The 18233-nt window shown below is 65.1% G+C and carries 1 protein-coding gene and 2 pseudogenes; all 3 read left to right on the top strand.

The annotated features are described in order from the left end of the window. Positions 1–234 precede the first annotated feature (234 nt). Positions 235–1557: pseudogene (locus QRN61_RS27800) on the top strand (condensation domain-containing protein); the annotation flags it as partial. A gap of 90 nt (positions 1558–1647) precedes the next feature. Beyond that, positions 1648–6648 (top strand): annotated as a pseudogene (locus QRN61_RS18535) (amino acid adenylation domain-containing protein); the annotation flags it as partial. A 268-nt stretch (positions 6649–6916) separates the two neighbouring features. Further along, positions 6917–18233, top strand: an 11317-nt coding sequence (locus QRN61_RS18530; protein ID WP_285374465.1) for a non-ribosomal peptide synthetase, incomplete at its 3' end; no start/stop codon positions are given.

Raw genomic sequence — 18233 nt, 5'->3', positions numbered from 1 at the left:
GGCAGTTGCGTTTTTTTGAGGTCACAACGCAGGTCGATGGCAGCGCTGGTGTGTGGCATTTTTCCTACAGGATTTTCAGTGTTTCCTCTCCGAACTTTTAGTGGGTTCCCACCCAATCAGGGGTTACAAGCGCTGACAGGCCAGCCCTCGGGGCGGGGTTGTCCGGGTTTTACGTGTCATGTCGGCATCAGGGCCGATGCTTGAATAGGCGCAAAATCACATGAGAAGGATCTTATGCCGCCTATTTCTGCCCCTGCGGTGGCCACGCCGTCCGCATCGCTCCAGACGTATCCGCTGACCGCTGCGCAGCTGGATATCTGGCTGGATCAGCTGAGTCGCGGGGATTCGCCGCTGTACAACATCGGCGGCTACCTGGACCTCAGCGGGCCGCTGGATCCGGCGCGGATGCAGGCTGCGCTGGAAGCACTGGTAGCCCGGCATGACGCGCTGCGCACGATTCTGCTGCCGGGCGCTGGCGCCGATGGCCTGCCTTTGCAGCAGTTCGCCCGGTCAGTAGCGGTGCCGATGCCGATCGACGATGTGTCGGCGCACAGCGACCCGGAATCGGCGGCGCGGGCATTGGTGCAGGCACGCATCGATCAACCCTTCGTGCTGGACGGCGGCTGCCTGTTGCGCTTTCTGTTGATCCGCCTCGATGAGCAGCGACACTGGCTGTCCGTGCAGGCGCATCACTTGATCGTCGATGGCTGGGGCTTCGGCGAAATGTTCAAGTCGCTGGACGAGATCTACAACGCGCTGGCACACGGCCAACCGGCACCGGTCGCGGCGCCGTCGTACATCGACTTCATCGAGGACAATGCGCGCTATCACGCGTCGCCGCGTTATGCGCAGGATCGCGCCTATTGGCTGGACAAGTACCGACAATTGCCCGAGCCGCTGTTGCTGCCACGGCATCAGCAGAGCCTGGCCGGCCAGACCGCGCAGACGCAGGTCTACGCGCAGCCCTTGCCGGCGTTGCTGCACGAGCGCATGCAGCAGGTGGCCCGAGCGTTCGGCGCGTCGGCGTTCCATGTGTTGCTGGCGGCGCTGCATGTCTACTTCAGCCGCACCGCACAACGTGACGAATGGGTGGTTGGATTGCCGATTCTCAACCGCTCCGGCGCGCGCTTCAAATCCACGCTTGGGCTGTTCGCCCAGGTCAGTGCGGTGCGTATGGGCTTCGGTCGCCACTGCACGTTCGCTGAACTGGTGAGTACGATCCGTGAGGAACTGCGCAAGGATTTCCGCCATCAGCGCTTCCCCGTGAGTGAGATGAACCGCGCCCTTGGCCTGCTGCGGGAGGAGCGCTCGCAGCTGTTCGAAGTCACTGTTTCCTACGAGCAGGGCACTCACGATTATCGCTACGGCGAGGCGTCGGGACGGATCATCAAGGCCTCGAACGTCGAGGAGGCCACACCGCTGGCGGTGCACTTGCTGAGCAATCTGGCCAATGACGACGCGCGGCTGTACCTGATCTACAGCGAGGCGTATTTCAACGCCGATGAAGTCAAGGCACTGGCCGAACGCTGGTTGCTGATTCTGGAGCAGGGACTGGAAGCGGTGAATCTGGCGGTGGCGGATTTCGATCTGAGCACGCCGGAAGAAACCGCGCTGCTGCAACAGTGGAATGCCACGCGGGTGGACTACCCGGCTCCGACCACCATTCAGCAGCGTATCGAAGCGCAGGCGACGCTGCGGCCGCAGGCGCTGGCGGCGGTTGAGCAAGGGCAAGGCCTGACCTATGCCGAGCTCAATCAACGCGCCAACGCGCTGGCGCATCATCTGCTCGATCTCGGGGTGCGCCCGGATGACCGGGTGGCGATCGTTGCCCGGCGCGGCCTCGACACACTGGTCGGGCTGTTGGCGATCCTCAAGGCTGGCGCCGCTTATGTGCCGCTGGATCCGGCGCATCCGGCCGAGCGCCTGAGCTATCTGCTGGAGGACAGCGCGCCCATCGCGGTGCTGACCCAGCGCGCGCTGCGCGGGCATTTGCCGGCGTTGTCGGTGCCGGTGATCGAGCTGGATCAGCCGAGTTGGTCGGCTGGCCGGGTCGACGCGCCGAAGGTGCCGGGGCTGACCCCGGCCAACCTCGCTTATGTGATTTATACCTCCGGCTCGACCGGCCTGCCCAAGGGGGTGATGGTCGAGCACCGCACCCTGTGCAATCTGGTCGATTGGCACGCTGATGTCTTCGACCTGCATGCCGGCAGCCATACCTCAAGCCTGGCCGGTTTTGGTTTCGATGCGATGGCCTGGGAAGTCTGGCCGGCGCTGTGCGTGGGCGCGACCCTGCACCTGGCGCCGGCCAGCGAGGGCAGCGAAGACATCGATGCGCTGCTCGACTGGTGGCGTGCGCAGCCGCTGGACGTGAGTTTTTTGCCGACGCCGATCGCCGAATACGCGTTCAGCCGCCAGCTCGATCACCCGACGTTGCGCACGCTGCTGATCGGTGGCGATCGCCTGCGCCAGTTCCCGCGTCAGCCATCGTTCGAGGTGATCAACAACTACGGGCCGACCGAAGCCACCGTGGTGGCGACCTCGGGACGCATCGATGCCGGGCAGGCGCTGCACATCGGCAAACCGGTAAGCAACGCCACGGTGTATCTGCTGGATGAACAGCAGCAACCGGTGCCGCTCGGCGTGACGGGCGAGTTGTACGTCGGCGGGGCCGGGGTGGCGCGCGGTTACCTGAACCGCGCAGAGCTGATCGCCGAACGCTTCCTGCGTGATCCGTTCAGTGCTGAACCGGGCGCGCGCCTGTACCGCACCGGCGACCTTGCTCGCTGGCGCGCTGACGGCAATCTGGAGTATCTGGGGCGCAACGATGATCAAGTGAAAATCCGTGGCATACGGATCGAACCGGGCGAGATCGAGAGCGCACTCACCAGCCATTCGGCGGTGCGCGAAGCGGTGGTACTGGTGCGCGACGGGCAATTGCTGGCGTGGTTCACCGAGCAGGCGCCGCTAGACATCAATGAGCTGCACGCGCAGCTGAAAACTCGCCTGAGCAGTGCCATGCTGCCGAGCGCCTATGTGCGTCTGTCGGCGCTGCCGCTGACCGCCAACGGCAAGGTCGATCGCAAGGCACTGCCGGCGCCCGGGCCGGACGATCTGATCCGCCGCGAATACGAGGCGCCGCAGGGTGAGGTCGAAATCGCCCTGGCGCAGATCTGGGCCGAAGTCCTGCAAGTCGAGCGGGTCGGACGTCACGATCACTTCTTCGAACTCGGCGGACATTCGTTGCTGGCGGTGATTCTGATCGAGCGCATGCGTCAGCTCGATCTGAGCAGCGACGTGCGCGTGCTGTTCAGTCAACCGACCCTGGCGGCGCTGGCGGCTTCGGTCGGCAGCGGTCGGGAAATCGAAGTGCCGGCCAACCGCATCGCCGCCGATTGCACCCACATCACCCCGGATATGCTGACCCTGCTGCAACTGGATCAGCCGACGCTCGACCGGATCGTTGCGACGGTACCGGACGGCGCCGCAAACGTGCAGGACATCTACCCGCTGGCACCGCTGCAGGAAGGCATCCTCTACCACCACATCACCGCTGAGCAGGGCGATCCGTACCTGCTGCAATCGCAACTGGCGTTCGACAGTCTTGAGCGCGTCGAGGCTTTCGCTGCTGCACTGCGCGAGGTCATGGCGCGCCACGACATTCTGCGCACTTCGGTGCTCTGGGAAGGCCTGACCACCCCGGTGCAGGTGGTGTGGCGCGAGGCGATTCTGCCGTTGCAGGAGGTCGAACTGGACCCGGCTAACGGCCCGATCATCGAGCAGTTGTACGCGCGCTTCAACGCCCGGCGTTATCGCCTCGACGTCAGCCAGGCGCCGCTGATGCGCCTGGTGTATGCCCGTGATCCGGCGCTGGATCGGGTGGTGGGGATTCTGCTGTTCCATCACCTGGCCATGGATCACATCGCTTTGGAGGTGATGCGCGGCGAAATGCAGGCCAGTCTGTCGGGGCAGGTCGTGGCGCTGGCGCCGCCGGTGCCGTATCGCAATTACGTGGCGCAGACGCGGCTGGGCGTCAGCGAGCAGGAACACGAGGCGTTTTTCCGCGCGCAACTGGCGGACATTGATGAGCCGACCCTGCCATTCGGCCTGCAGGAAGTGCAGGGCGACGGGCGCGGCATCGACGAAGCGCAGCAGGCGTTGCCGGCTGACGTCTATCAGCGCTTGCGCACCCAGGCGCGACAGGCCGGAGTCAGCGTGGCGAGCCTGATTCATCTGGCCTGGGCGCGGGTGCTGGCAGCGACGTCCGGCCAGCAGCGTGTGGTGTTCGGCACCGTGCTGATGGGGCGCATGCAGGGGGGCGAGGGTGCTGACCGGGCCTTGGGCGTGTTCATCAACAGCTTGCCGTTGCGCATCGATGTCGATGCGGGGGTGCTCGACGCCGTGCGCGCCACCCATGCGCGGCTGACCGCGCTGCTCGGGCATGAGCACGCGTCGCTGGCACTGGCTCAGCGCTGCAGCGGCGTCGCCTCGCCGTCACCGTTGTTCAGCGCGCTGCTCAATTATCGGCACAGTGACGAGTCCGAACTGCTGGAGCCATCCAGCCATGCCTGGCAAGGCATCGAAACCCTGGCCAACGAGGAGCGCACCAATTACCCGCTGACCATGAGCGTGGATGATTTTGGCAACGGCTTGCGCCTCACCGGCAGGGCCGTGGTGCAGATCGGCGCGCAGCGGATTTGCGGCTACATGCAAACCGCGTTGAGCGGCCTGGTACAGGCCTTGGAGCAGACGCCGCAACAACTGTTGAACCGCTTGCCGATCCTGCAAGCCGAGGAGTTGCAACGTTTGCTGATCACCTTCAACGTCACCGAGGTCGATTGTCCGCTGGAGCAGCCACTGCACGCGTTGTTCGAAGCGCAGGTGCGGCATAAGCCGGACGCCATCGCGCTGCAATCCGCGCAGGGAACCCTGACTTACCTTGAGCTCAATCAGCGCGCCAACCGTCTGGCCCATCACCTGCGTGAACTCGGCGTGCAACCGGACTCGCGCGTAGCGATCTGCGTCGAACGCGGGCTGGATCTGATCGTTGGTTTGCTCGGCATCCTCAAGGCTGGCGGCGCCTATGTGCCGCTGGATCCGGACTATCCGCTGGAGCGCCTGAACTACATGCTGCAGTACAGCGCGCCGGTCGCACTGTTGGTGCATGGCGCCACGCGGCAATTGCTCGGCGAGCCGGGTGTGACGACGATCAATCTTAATCACGACAGTTGGGAGCAGCAGCCGTCAGACAATCTGCAGGTGCCGGGCCTGAGTGCTTCGAACCTCGCTTACATGATCTACACCTCGGGCTCCACCGGGTTGCCGAAAGGCGTGATGATCGAGCATCGCAGCGCCTGCAACATGGTGCACTGGGGCTCGCAGATTTCGCCGCCGACCGAACACGGCGCGCTGCTGCAAAAAGCGCCGTTCAGCTTCGACAGTTCGGTGTGGGAGATCTTCTGGCCGCTGTGTTCGGGGATGCGTCTGGTACTGGCGCGACCGGATGGCAACCGCGATTCGGCGTATGTGGTGCAGACCATTCGTGAGCAGCAGGTAACGGTGGTCAAGTTCGTCCCGGCGCTATTGCAGCAGTTCATCGAGCAGGACGGTGTCGAACAGTGCACCAGCCTGACCGATGTGCTCAACGGTGGTGGCGAACTCAGTGCGGCGCAGGCCCGCCAAGTGCGCGATCGCCTGCCGTGGGTGCGGTTGCATAACGTTTACGGGCCGACTGAAACTACGGTGGACAGCACGGGCTGGACGCTTGAACCGCATATGCCGGTGCCGGACAGCGTGGTGCCGATCGGCAAGGCGTTGAGCAACACCCGCCTGTACGTGCTCGACGCGTACGGACAACCGGTGCCGCAAGGCGTCAGCGGTGAGTTGCACATCGGCGGCGTCGGCGTGGCACGTGGTTATCACGGCTTGCCGGAGATGCAGGCCGATCGCTTCATCGACAGCCCGTTTGTTGCGGGTGATCGCCTGTACCGAACGGGCGATCTGGCGCGCTACAACAATCATGGGGAACTGGAATTCCTCGGCCGCAATGACTTCCAGATCAAGCTGCGTGGCTTGCGTCTGGAGCCGGGGGAAATCGAGGCGCGGCTGATCGAACATCCGGCGGTTCGCCAAGCGGTAGTGATGGTCCGCGATGAGCGTCTGGTGGCCTGGTACAGCTTGCGCGCCGGCATCGACGCGCCATCGTTGGAAACCTTGCGCAGCCATGTGCTGGAGCGTTTGCCGGAGTACATGGTGCCGGGCGCGTTTGTGCTGCTCGACGCGTTGCCACTGACGCCAAACGACAAGATTGATCGCAAAGCCTTGCCGGAACCGGGTGCAGACGCGGTGATCAACCGCCCATACGTGGCACCCGAGGGTGAAGTCGAAACCGCGCTGGCGCAGATCTGGGGCGAGGTGCTTGGCGTCGAACAGGTCGGACGGCACGACAACTTCTTTGAACTCGGTGGGCATTCGTTGCTGGCGGTGAGTCTCGTAGCACGGATGCGTCAGAGCGGCCTGCACACCGACGCCCGAGCGCTGTTCAGCCAGCCGACGCTGGCGGCGCTGGCGCTCAGCACCACACCCGAGGCGCAGCACGTGTTGATCCCGCAAACCACCATCCCGAGCCTCAATCGCAAACGGCGGATCTGACCCGTAACTCATTGTGCAAACCAAACCCTGTGGGAGCGGGCTTGCTCGCGAATGCGGTGGATCAGTCGATGTTGATGGCGACTGTTACACCGCATTCGCGAGCAAGCCCGCTCCCACAGGGGTATTGCGGCGGCCGAGCCTGTGGCTTGTCCCCGCTTCCCATGTCAGCCCCGCAAGCCCCGATGTTTTAGTTTTTCCAGGCTGCGCACAGCAGGCACGGACTCGCCGCTGCGCGCTCCTTTTTCTCGTATTTACAGCAGGTTATCCCATGCATTTCAGCGAACTGATGGCTGTTCTTTCCACCCATGCGATCCGCCTTCAACAGGAAGATGAAGACCTGGTCATTCTGGGCAGCGACGACGCGCTGGACGATGCGTTGTGGGACAGCCTCAGCGAACACAAGGCGCAACTGCTGGAACTGGTTGCGCAAAACGGTGGCGACTGGCTGAGCCCGGCGTTTCGCATCACCCCGGACATGCTGCCGCTGGTGACGCTGGATCAGCCGACCATCGATCGGCTGGTCGCCAATGTGGCGGGTGGCGCCGCCAACCTGCAGGACATTTACCCGCTGGCGCCGCTGCAGGAAGGCATGCTCTATCTGCACCTGTCGGCGCCCGCCGGTGACCCCTACGTGTCGCAAGCGCGATTCGCCTTCGACAGCCGCGAACGTCTGGAGGCTTTCGCCGAGGCGCTGCAATGGATGATCGAACGCCACGACATCCTGCGCACCTCGTTCGTCTGGGAACGCCTGGACGAACCGCTGCAAGTGGTGCAGCGGCAGGCTCGTCTGCACTGCGAAGAAATCGCCCTCGCGCCGGGCGCGGATGTCCTGACGCAACTGCTGGAGCGCCACGACCCACGGTTCTTCCGCCTCGACATCCAGCAGGCGCCGCTGCTGCGTCTGGTGTACGCCATGGATCCGGCCAACGGGCGCGTGGTCGCGCTGTTGCTGTTCCATCACCTGATCATGGACCACGTCGCGCTCGACGTGGTGCGCCGCGAAACTCGTGCGCACCTGCTGGGCCAGACCGCGCAGGTCGGGCCGCCGGTGCCATACCGCGATCACCTGGCCAAGGCCCGTCTGCGTCTGGACGAACAGACTCACGAGCAGTTTTTCCGCGAGATGCTCGCCGACATCGACGAGCCGACCTTGCCCTGTGGTTTGCAGGATGTGCAGGGCGATGGCCAAGGAATCGAAGAAGCTGTGCTGATGCTCGACACCGACTTCAGCCGGCAACTGCGTGGCCAGGCGCGTCAGCTCGGCGTCAGCGTGGCGAGCCTGATGCACCTGGCGCTGGCGCGGGTGCTCGGCCAGTTGTCGGGCCGCACCGCCGTGGTGTTCGGCACCGTGTTGCTGGGGCGGATGGAGGCGGGCGAGGGCGGCGAACAGGCGCTGGGAATGTTCATCAACACCTTGCCGCTGCGCGTGGATGTCGGGCAGGACGGCGTGCGCGCCGGGGTGCTGGCCACCCATCGACGCCTGACCGCGTTGCTCGGCCATGAACAGACCTCACTGGCCCTGGCCCAGCGTTGCAGCGCAGTGGCGGTGCCGACGCCGTTGTTCAGCGCGATCCTCAACTATCGCCACAGCAGCAGTGAAGAGATCGCCGAGGTCAGCGAACTGGCCCCCGGCGTGCAAGTGCTGGGCGCCCGCGAACGCACCAACTACCCGCTGACGATCAACATCGACGACCTCGGCGAAGACTTGCGCATCACTGCGCTGGCGGATGCGGCGCTGGGTGCCGAACGCATCGCCGCTTACCTGCACACCGCGTTGCACAGCCTGCTGCAGGCCTTGCAATCGACCCCGGATGCGCCGCTGCAACGCCTGAATATTCTGCCGGCGGCCGAGCGCGAATACTTGGTGCACGGGGTCAATTCGCCGTTGCCGCAGTTCCCGGAAACCCCGCTGATTCACCAGCAGTTCGAGGCCCACGCGGCGGCACGCCCCGAGGCCACAGCGCTGCTGTTCGAGGAGCAGACGTTGAGCTACGGCGAACTCAATCGCCGCGCCAACCAGCTTGCCCACCACCTGCTGGCGCGGGGGATTCGTCCGGATCAGCGCGTGGCGATCTGCGTCGAGCGCGGCCCGCAGATGATCATCGGCCTGCTCGGTATCCTCAAGGCCGGCGCCGGTTACGTGCCGATCGACCCGGCGTATCCACTGGAGCGCATCGCTTACACCCTGGAGGACAGCGCCCCGGTGGCGGTGCTGACCCAGGCCGATACGCTGGATCGGGTTGGCGCGCTTGACGTGCCGATCATCGATCTGGACAGCCTGCAGTTGCAGGCTGAACTCAGCAGCAATCCGCAGATTCCCGAGCTGAGCCCGAGTCATCTTGCCTACGTGATCTACACCTCGGGCTCCACCGGGCAGCCCAAGGGTGTGATGGTCGAACACCGCAACGTCACGCGTCTGTTTTCGGCGACCCACGACTGGTTCAACTTCAACCCGCAGGACGTGTGGGCGCTGTTCCATTCCTTCGCCTTCGATTTCTCGGTGTGGGAAATCTGGGGCGCGCTGGCGTTCGGCGGACAACTGTTGCTGGTGCCGCAGGCGGTCAGCCGCTCGCCGGACGACTGCTACGCGCTGCTGTGCCGCACTGGCGTCACTGTGCTCAATCAGACCCCGAGCGCCTTCCGCCAGTTGATCGCCGCGCAGGGCCGCAGCCCGTTGCAGCACTCGTTGCGCGAAGTGATCTTCGGCGGCGAAGCCCTGGAGCCGGGCCGGCTCAAACCGTGGTACGCGCGGGTCGGCAATGCCGGTACGCGGCTGGTGAACATGTACGGCATCACTGAAACCACGGTGCACGTGACCTATCGGCCACTGGAGGCAGCGGACTCGCTACTGGTCGGGCGCAGCCCGATTGGCGTGGGCATTCCCGACCTGCAACTGTACGTACTCGATGCGCAGCGCGAACCGGTGCCGGTCGGCGTGATCGGCGAGTTGTACGTCGGTGGCGCCGGGGTTGCACGGGGTTACCTCAACCGCGAGACGCTGACCGCCGAGCGATTTATTGCCGACCCGTTCAGCGGCCGTGCCGAGGCGCGTCTGTACAAGACCGGTGACCTGGCGCGCTGGTCAGCGGATGGCAGCCTCGAATACCTCGGGCGCAACGACGATCAAGTGAAGATCCGTGGTTTCCGCATCGAACTCGGTGAAATCGAAGCTCGCCTGGCAGCCTGCGCCGGTGTGCGCGAAGCGCTGGTGATCGCCCGCGAAGACAGTCCCGGTGACAAACGTCTGGTCGCCTACTGGCTGGCCGCCGAAGGCACTGAACCGAGCGCCGCGCAATTGCGCGACGCGTTGCTGCAATCGCTGGCCGAGTACATGGTGCCGAGCGCCTTTGTGCGCCTCGACGCCATACCGCTGACCACCAACGGCAAACTTGATCGCAAAGCCTTGCCACAACCGGACAGCGATGCGTTCGCCCGGCGCGGCTTCGAAGCTCCGCTGGGGCCGGTGGAAACGCTGATCGCCGGAATCTGGCAGAGCCTGCTCGGTGTCGAGCAAGTCGGGCGGCATGACAATTTCTTCGAACTCGGCGGCCATTCGCTGTTGGCGGTGAAATTGATCGAACGCATGCGCCAGCACGACTTGCAGTGCGACGTGCGCGTGCTGTTCGGCCAGCCGAGCGTCGCGGCGCTGGCGGCGACCCTGAGTCACAGTCATACCCTGCGGGTGCCGGACAATCTGATTCCTTTCGATTGCACGCGGATCACCCCGGACATGCTGCCCTTGGCGACGCTGGATCAGGCCGCCATCGACCGCGTGGTCGCCAGCGTGCCCGGCGGCGTCGCCAATGTGCAGGACATTTACGGCCTGGCACCGTTGCAGGCGGGGATTCTCTACCACCATCTGGCGACCAGCGCCGGTGATCCCTACGTATTGCAGGCGCAATTCGCCTTCGCCGGTCTGGCACAGATCAAGGCCTTCGTCCGTGCGTTGAATGCGGTGATTGCGCGTCACGACATTCTGCGCACCAGCGTGGTCTGGGAAGGGCTTGAGGAGCCAGTGCAAGTGGTCTGGCGCGAGGCGCCGCTGGCGCTGGAACGGGTCGATGCCGACCTGCTTGAGGGCGATGTGCTGGAGCAGATGCAGGCGCGGTTCGATCCACGGCACTACCGCCTCGACCTGCGCCGGGCGCCGCTGATGCGTCTGGCCTACACAGAAGACCGGGAACAGCAGCGCTGGGTCGGCATCCTGTTGCTGCACCACATCGTGCTCGATCACACCGCACTGGAAGTGTTGCTCGCGGAAATGAACGACAGCCTGTACCCGAGCGGCGCCGATTTGCCGATGCCGGTGCAGTACCGCAACTACGTGGCGCAGGCGCAACAGCACGCCGATACTCAGGCGCACGAAGCGTTCTTCCGCGACATGCTCGGCGACATCGACGAGCCGACCGTGGCCTTCGGTGTGCAGGACGTACATGGCGACGGCAGCAGCATCGTCGACAGCGAGCAGGCGCTGGATTCGAGCGTGGCCCAGCGCTTGCGCGAGCAGGCGCGCCGCCTCGGCATCAGCGCCGCCAGTCTGGTGCACCAGGCTTGGGGCCAGGTGCTGGCGCAGGTTTCGGGGCGCGAAGAGGTGGTGTTCGGCACCGTGCTGCTCGGGCGCATGCAGGGTGGCGAGGGCGCCGATCGCGCACTCGGCATGTTCATCAACACCTTGCCGTTGCGGGTCAGTGTTGGCGCGACCGACGTGCAGCAAGGCGTGCGCGCTACCCATGAACGTCTGGCGCAACTGCTGGCGCATGAGCAGGCCTCGCTGTCGCTGGCCCAGCGTTGCAGTGGTGTTGCCGCATCGCTGCCGCTGTTCAGCAGCTTGCTCAACTATCGCCACAGCGCGGCCGATCCAGCAGGTGTGACCTGGGACGGGATCGAGGTTCTCAGCTCGCGCGAGCGCAGCAACTATCCGCTGGTGGTCAGCGTCGATGACCTCGGCACCGGTTTCCGCCTGAGCGTGCAAGCGGTGCCGCAAGTGGATGGCGCGCGGGTCTGCGATTACCTGAAAACCGCGCTGCACAACTTGCTGACCGCTCTGGAGCACTCGCCAGCAACGTCGCTGCGGCAGATCTCGGTGCTGTCGCCGAGCGAACGCCAGCGGGTCCTGGTCGGCTTTAACATCACCGGTCGCGATTATCCGCCAGCGCAAACCGTGCAGCGTTTGTTCGAGGCCCAGGCGGCCGCGCATCCGGAGGCCTTGGCGGCGCTGCAAGGTACCCGGCAGTTGAGCTATGGCGAGCTCAATCAGCGGGCCAATCGCCTGGCGCATCACCTGATCGGCCTTGGCGTGCAGCCCGATGACCGGGTTGCCCTGTGTGCCCGGCGCAGCCCGGACATGCTGGTCGCGCTGCTGGCGATCCTCAAGGCCGGCGCCGGTTATGTGCCGGTTGATCCGGCGTATCCACCAGAACGCATCGCCTACCTGTTGCAGGACTGCGCCCCGGTGGCAATCGTGGCGCAAGCATCGACCCGCGATCTGCTCGGTGGCGTGCCGGTCATCGATCTGGACAACGACCTCTGGCAGCACCTGTCGGATGCCAATCCGCAGGTGCCGGCATTAACCCCGAAGCACCTGGCTTACGTGATCTACACCTCCGGCTCCACCGGTCAACCGAAAGGCGTGATGGTCGAGCATGCGACCCTGGAAAACCTTGTGCACTGGCACGCGGAAGCCTTCGACTTGCAGGCCGGCAGCCAGACCGCGAGCGTCGCCGGCTTCGGTTTCGATGCCATGGCCTGGGAAGTCTGGCCGGCACTGTGTGTCGGCGCGACCTTGCACCTGCCGCCGCAGTCGATCCGCAACGAGCACCTCGACGAGCTGCTCGACTGGTGGTGCGCGCAGCCGTTGCAGGTCAGCTTCTTGCCGACGCCGGTGGCCGAATACGCGTTCAGCCGGCAATTGCAGCACCCGACCTTGCGTACGCTGCTGATTGGCGGCGACCGCCTGCGTCAGTTCAGTCGCGCGCAAACCTTCGAGGTGATCAACAACTATGGCCCGACCGAAGCGACGGTGGTCGCCACCTCGGGGCCGGTCGAACTGAATCAGCCGCTGCATATCGGTCGGCCGATCGCCAATGCCAAAGTCTATGTGCTGGACGCCGAGCAGCGCCCGGTGCCGGTGGGTGTGGCGGGCGAGTTGTATGTCGGCGGGGCGGGCGTGGCGCGCGGTTATCTGAATCGCCCCGAGCTGAGCGCTGCGCAGTTCCTCTTCGATCCGTTCAGCGACGAGCCGCAGGCGCGCATGTACCGCACCGGCGATCAGGCGCGTTGGCTGGCCGACGGCAACATCGAGTACCTGGGGCGCAACGATGATCAGGTCAAACTGCGTGGCGTGCGTATCGAACTCGGTGAAATCGAAGCCGCGCTCGGCAGCCACGCTGCGCTGCAGGAAGCGGTGGTGCTGGTCCGCGACGGGCGGCTGATTGCGTGGTTCACCGAGCGCACGGCGGTCGATATTCAACAGTTGCACACGCATTTGCAGGCTCGCTTGCCGGATGCGCTGTTGCCGTCGGCATACGTGCGGCTGGACGCATTGCCGTTGACCGCCAACGGCAAGATCGACCGCAAGGTCTTGCCGGAGCCGGAGCAGGGCGCGTGGCTCAGCCGCGAATATGAAGCGCCACAGGGTGCGGTGGAAACCGCGCTGGCGCAGATCTGGATCGACGTGCTGAAAGTCGAGCGCGTCGGGCGTCACGACAACTTCTTCGAATTGGGCGGGCATTCGCTGTTGGCGGTGAGCCTGATCGAACGCATGCGCCAGATTGACCTCGCGGCCGACGTGCGCGTGCTGTTCAATCAGCCAACTCTGGCCGCACTGGCCGCCGCTGTGGGCAGCGGTCGCGAAATCGAGGTGCCGGCCAACCGCATTCCGCCGAGCTGCACGCACATCACCCCGGACATGCTCAGCCTGACTGAACTCGATCAGGCCAGCATCGAGCGCATCGTCGCCACCGTGCCGGGCGGGGCCGCCAACGTGCAGGACATCTATCCGCTGGCACCGCTGCAGGAAGGCATTCTTTACCACCACTTGAGCGCCGAACAGGGCGATCCGTACCTGCTGCAATCGCGGCTGATCTTCGACAGCGTCGAGCGCTTGCGCACCTTCAGCCAAGCCTTGCAGCAGGTCATCGCGCGCCACGACATTCTTCGCACCAGTGTGGTCTGGGAAGGGCTGGCGAGTCCGCAGCAAGTGGTCTGGCGTCAGGCGCCGCTGGTGGTGCAAGCGGTGCCGCTGGATCCGGCGCAGGGCGACGTTCTCGAACAGTTGCACGCGCGGTTCGATGCCCGGCACAACCGCCTCGACCTGAGCCAGGCGCCGCTGATGCGCATCGTCTATGCCGAAGACACGGCGCAGCAACGGGTGGTGGCGATCATCCTGTTCCAGCACTTGATTCTCGACCACACCGCCATGGAGGTGGTCGGCCAGGAAATGCGTGCTTTCATGTTCGATCAGGCCGACAGCCTCGGCACGCCGATGCCGTACCGCAACTACGTGGCGCAGGCGCGTCTGGGTGCCAGCGAGCAGGAGCACGAAGCGTTCTTCCGCGACATGCTCGGCGATATCGACGAACCGACCTTGCCGTTCGGCCTGCACGATGTGCAAGGCGATGGCGGCGACATCGAGGAGGCGCAGCAAGCCGTGGATGCCGGGTTGACTCTGCGCCTGCGTGAACAGGCGCGGCAGTTGGGTGTCAGCCCGGCGAGCCTGATGCACCTGGCCTGGGCGCAAGTGCTTGGCGTGCTTGCCAACCGCCGCGACCTGGTGTTCGGCACGGTGCTGTTGGGTCGTTTGCAGGGCGGTCAAGGCGCGGATCGCACCCTCGGCGTGTTCATCAATACCTTGCCGCTGCGGGTGGATGTCAGCGAAGGCGTGCGCGCTGCGGTCAAGACCACCCACGCACGACTGACGGCATTGCTCGCCCATGAACACGCGCCACTGGCGCTGGCCCAGCGTTGCAGCGCGGTGTCCGGGGCGCCGCTGTTCAGCGCACTGCTCAACTACCGGCATACCGCTGCCGAAGCGCAGCCGCGTGACGGTCAGGGCATCTGGGAAGGCGTGCAATTGCTTGGCGGCGAAGAGCGCAGCAACTATCCGCTGACCCTCAGCGTCGACGATCTCGGCGAAGACTTTTCCCTGTCCGTGCTGGCGTTGGCGCAGATCGGCGCGCAACGCATCTGCGGCTACATGCACACCGCGCTGGAACATCTGGTGCACGCACTGGAGCAGGCGCCGCAACGTCCGCTCAACCGTTTGCCGATTCTTTCGGTCGAGGAATACGAACGCCTGGTGGTCGGTTTCAACCCGACGGCGGCGGCATACCCGCGCGGCGCAACGATTCAGGCGCTGGTGCAAGCGCAGGCCGAGCAGCAGCCGCAGGCATTGGCGGTGGTGCAGGGCACGCAGCAACTGACCTATGCGCAACTCAATCAGCAGGCCAATCGCCTGGCCCAGCACTTGCTCGGCCTCGGCGTGCACCCGGACGACCGGATTGCCGTGTGCCTGCAACGCAGCCCGCAGATGCTGGTGGCGCTGCTGGCGATTCTCAAGGCCGGCGCCGGTTACGTGCCAATCGACCCGGCGTACCCGGCGGAGCGCATCGCCTACCTGTTGCAGGACAGCGATCCGGTGGCGGTGCTGGCGCAGGGCGCGACCCGCGAGCTGCTGGGCCGGGTGCCGGTGATCGATCTGGACAATGACACCTGGCAGCATCTGCCGGACAGCAATCCGCAACTGCCAGCACTGACCCCGGCGCATCTGGCCTATGTGATCTACACCTCGGGTTCGACCGGCCAGCCGAAAGGCGTGATGGTCGAACACGCGACCCTGGAAAACCTTGTGCACTGGCACTGCGAGGCGTTCGACCTGCGCGCCGGCAGCCACACCGCCAGCGTCGCCGGTTGCGGTTTCGACGCGATGGCCTGGGAGGTCTGGCCGGCGCTGTGTGTCGGCGCGACCCTGCACCTGCCGCCTTCGTCGATCAGCAACGAACACCTCGATGAACTGCTCGACTGGTGGCGCGCGCAGCCGTTGCAAGTGAGCTTCCTGCCGACGCCGATTGCCGAATACGCCTTCAGTCGTGAGCTGGGGCATCCGACCTTGCGCACGCTGTTGATCGGTGGCGACAAGTTGCGGCAGTTCCCGCGTGGGCAGGCGTTCGACGTCATCAACAACTACGGCCCGACCGAGGCCACGGTGGTCGCGACTTCCGGACAAATCCATGCCGGGCAATTGCTGCACGTCGGCCGGCCCATCAGCAACGCCAGGATCTACCTGCTCGATGAACAGCAACGTCCGGTGCCGGTTGGCGTGGCGGGCGAGCTGTACGTCGGTGGCGCGGGTGTCGCCCGTGGTTATCTGAACCGTCCCGAGCTGACCGCCGAACGCTTCCTCGAAGACCCGTTCAGTGACGAACCGCAGGCGCGCATGTACCGCACCGGTGACCTCGCGCGCTGGCTGGCCGACGGCAATATCGAGTACCTGGGGCGTAACGACGATCAGGTCAAACTGCGCGGCGTGCGGGTGGAACTGGGGGAAATCGAAGCGGCACTGACCAGCCATCCGGCGGTGCAGGACGCGGTGGTGCTGGTGCGCGAGGCGCGGTTGATCGCCTGGTTCACTGCCCGCGCAGCGGTCGATATCGAAGAGCTGCGCCAGCATCTGCAAGCACGTTTGCCGCAGGCACTGGTGCCCGCCGCCTACGTGCGCCTGCCGGCGCTGCCGCTGACCGCCAACGGCAAACTCGACCGCAAGGCCTTGCCCGAACCGGATCAGGACGCCTGGCTCAGCCGCGAATACGCAGCCCCGCAAGGGCCGGTGGAAACCGCGCTGGCGCAGGTCTGGGCCGAGGTGCTGCAAGTCGAACAGGTCGGGCGGCACGACAACTTCTTCGAACTGGGCGGGCATTCGCTGCTGGCGGTGACCCTGATCGAGCGCATGCGTCAGCTCGGCCTGAGCACCGACGTGCGCGTGCTGTTCAGCCAGCCAACCCTCGCCGCACTGGCGGCCGCCGTCGGCAGCGGTCGCGAAGTCGCGGTGCCGGACAACCTGATTCCGTTTGGTTGCACGCATATCACTCCAGACATGCTGACCCTGCTGCAACTGGATCAGCAGAGCATCGAGCGGATCGTGGCCACGGTGCCGGGCGGTGCCGCCAATGTGCAGGACATTTATCCGCTGGCGCCGTTGCAGGAAGGCATTCTTTATCACCACTTGAGCGCCGCGCAGGGCGATCCGTACCTGCTGCAATCGCGCCTGGCATTCGACAGCCTTGAACGCTTGCAGGCCTTTGCCGCCGCGCTGCGTCAGGTCATGACTCGCCATGACATCCTGCGCACCGGAGTGGTCTGGGAAGGGCTGGCGACGCCGGTGCAAGTGGTCTGGCGTGAAGCCGAGCTGCCGCTGCAGGAGGTTGCATTCGATCCGGCGGGCGGTGATGTTCTGGCGCAGTTGTATGAGCGTTTCGACGCGCGGCATTACCGCATCGACCTCAGTCAGGCGCCGTTGATTCGCCTGGTCTATGCACAAGACCCGGCCAATGATCGAGTGGTCGCCATGCTGCTGTTCCATCACATCGCCATGGACCACACGGCGCTGGAAGTGGTGCAGCAGGAACTGCAGGCGCTGCTCTTCGGTCACGGCGAAGCCCTGATCCCTGCCGTGCCGTATCGCAATTACGTGGCGCAGACCCGGCTGGGCGTCAGCGAGCAGGAGCATGAAGCGTTCTTCCGCACGATGCTCGGCGAGATCGATGAGCCGACGCTGCCGTTCGGTCTGCTGGATGTGCACGGTGACGGCCATGACATCGAAGAAGTCCGTCAGCGCGTGCCCGAAGCCTTGGCGCGGCGCCTGCGCAGCCAGGCGCGGCAGCTGGGCGTGAGCGTCGCGAGCCTGTTCCATCTGGCGTTTGCCCAGGTATTGGCGGCGACTTCCGGACATAAGCGCGTGGTGTTAGGCACCGTGCTGCTGGGGCGGATGCAGGGCGGTACCGGCGCTGATCGCGGTCTGGGGATGTTCATCAATACGCTGCCGCTGCGGGTGGATCTGGGTGATGTTTCGGTGCGTGCCGGGGTGCGCGCCACCCATGCGCAACTGACCGCATTGCTCGGCCATGAGCATGCATCACTGGCGCTGGCTCAGCGCTGCAGCGGGGTGGCCGCGCCGTCGCCGCTGTTCAGCGCGATGCTCAACTACCGGCACAGCGTCAGTGCAGAACAGTTGCAAGCCAATCGCCTGGCCTGGCAAGGCATCGAAAACCTCTCCAGCGAAGAGCGCACCAACTATCCGCTGAGCTTCAACGTCGACGACCTGGGTCAGGGCTTTGATCTCACGGCCATGACCCCTTCGCCGATTGGCGCGGCGCGGCTGTGTGGCTACATGCAGCAGGCGTTGGCGGGGCTGGTCGAAGCGCTGGAGCAGACTCCGCAGCAGGCGTTAAATCGTCTGTCGGTGCTGGCGGATGCCGAGCGTCAGCATCTGCTGTTCGGCCTGAACGCCACGGAGGTCGATTACAACCTTGAGCAAACCATTCACGGCTTGTTCGAGACGCAAGTGGCGCGCACGCCTTGGGCACCAGCGG

The sequence above is a fragment of the Pseudomonas sp. lyk4-TYG-107 genome, assembly GCF_030209055.1.
In the GTDB taxonomy this organism is placed as follows: domain Bacteria; phylum Pseudomonadota; class Gammaproteobacteria; order Pseudomonadales; family Pseudomonadaceae; genus Aquipseudomonas; species Aquipseudomonas putida_A.
This window is presented reverse-complemented; position numbering and strand designations above follow the sequence as displayed.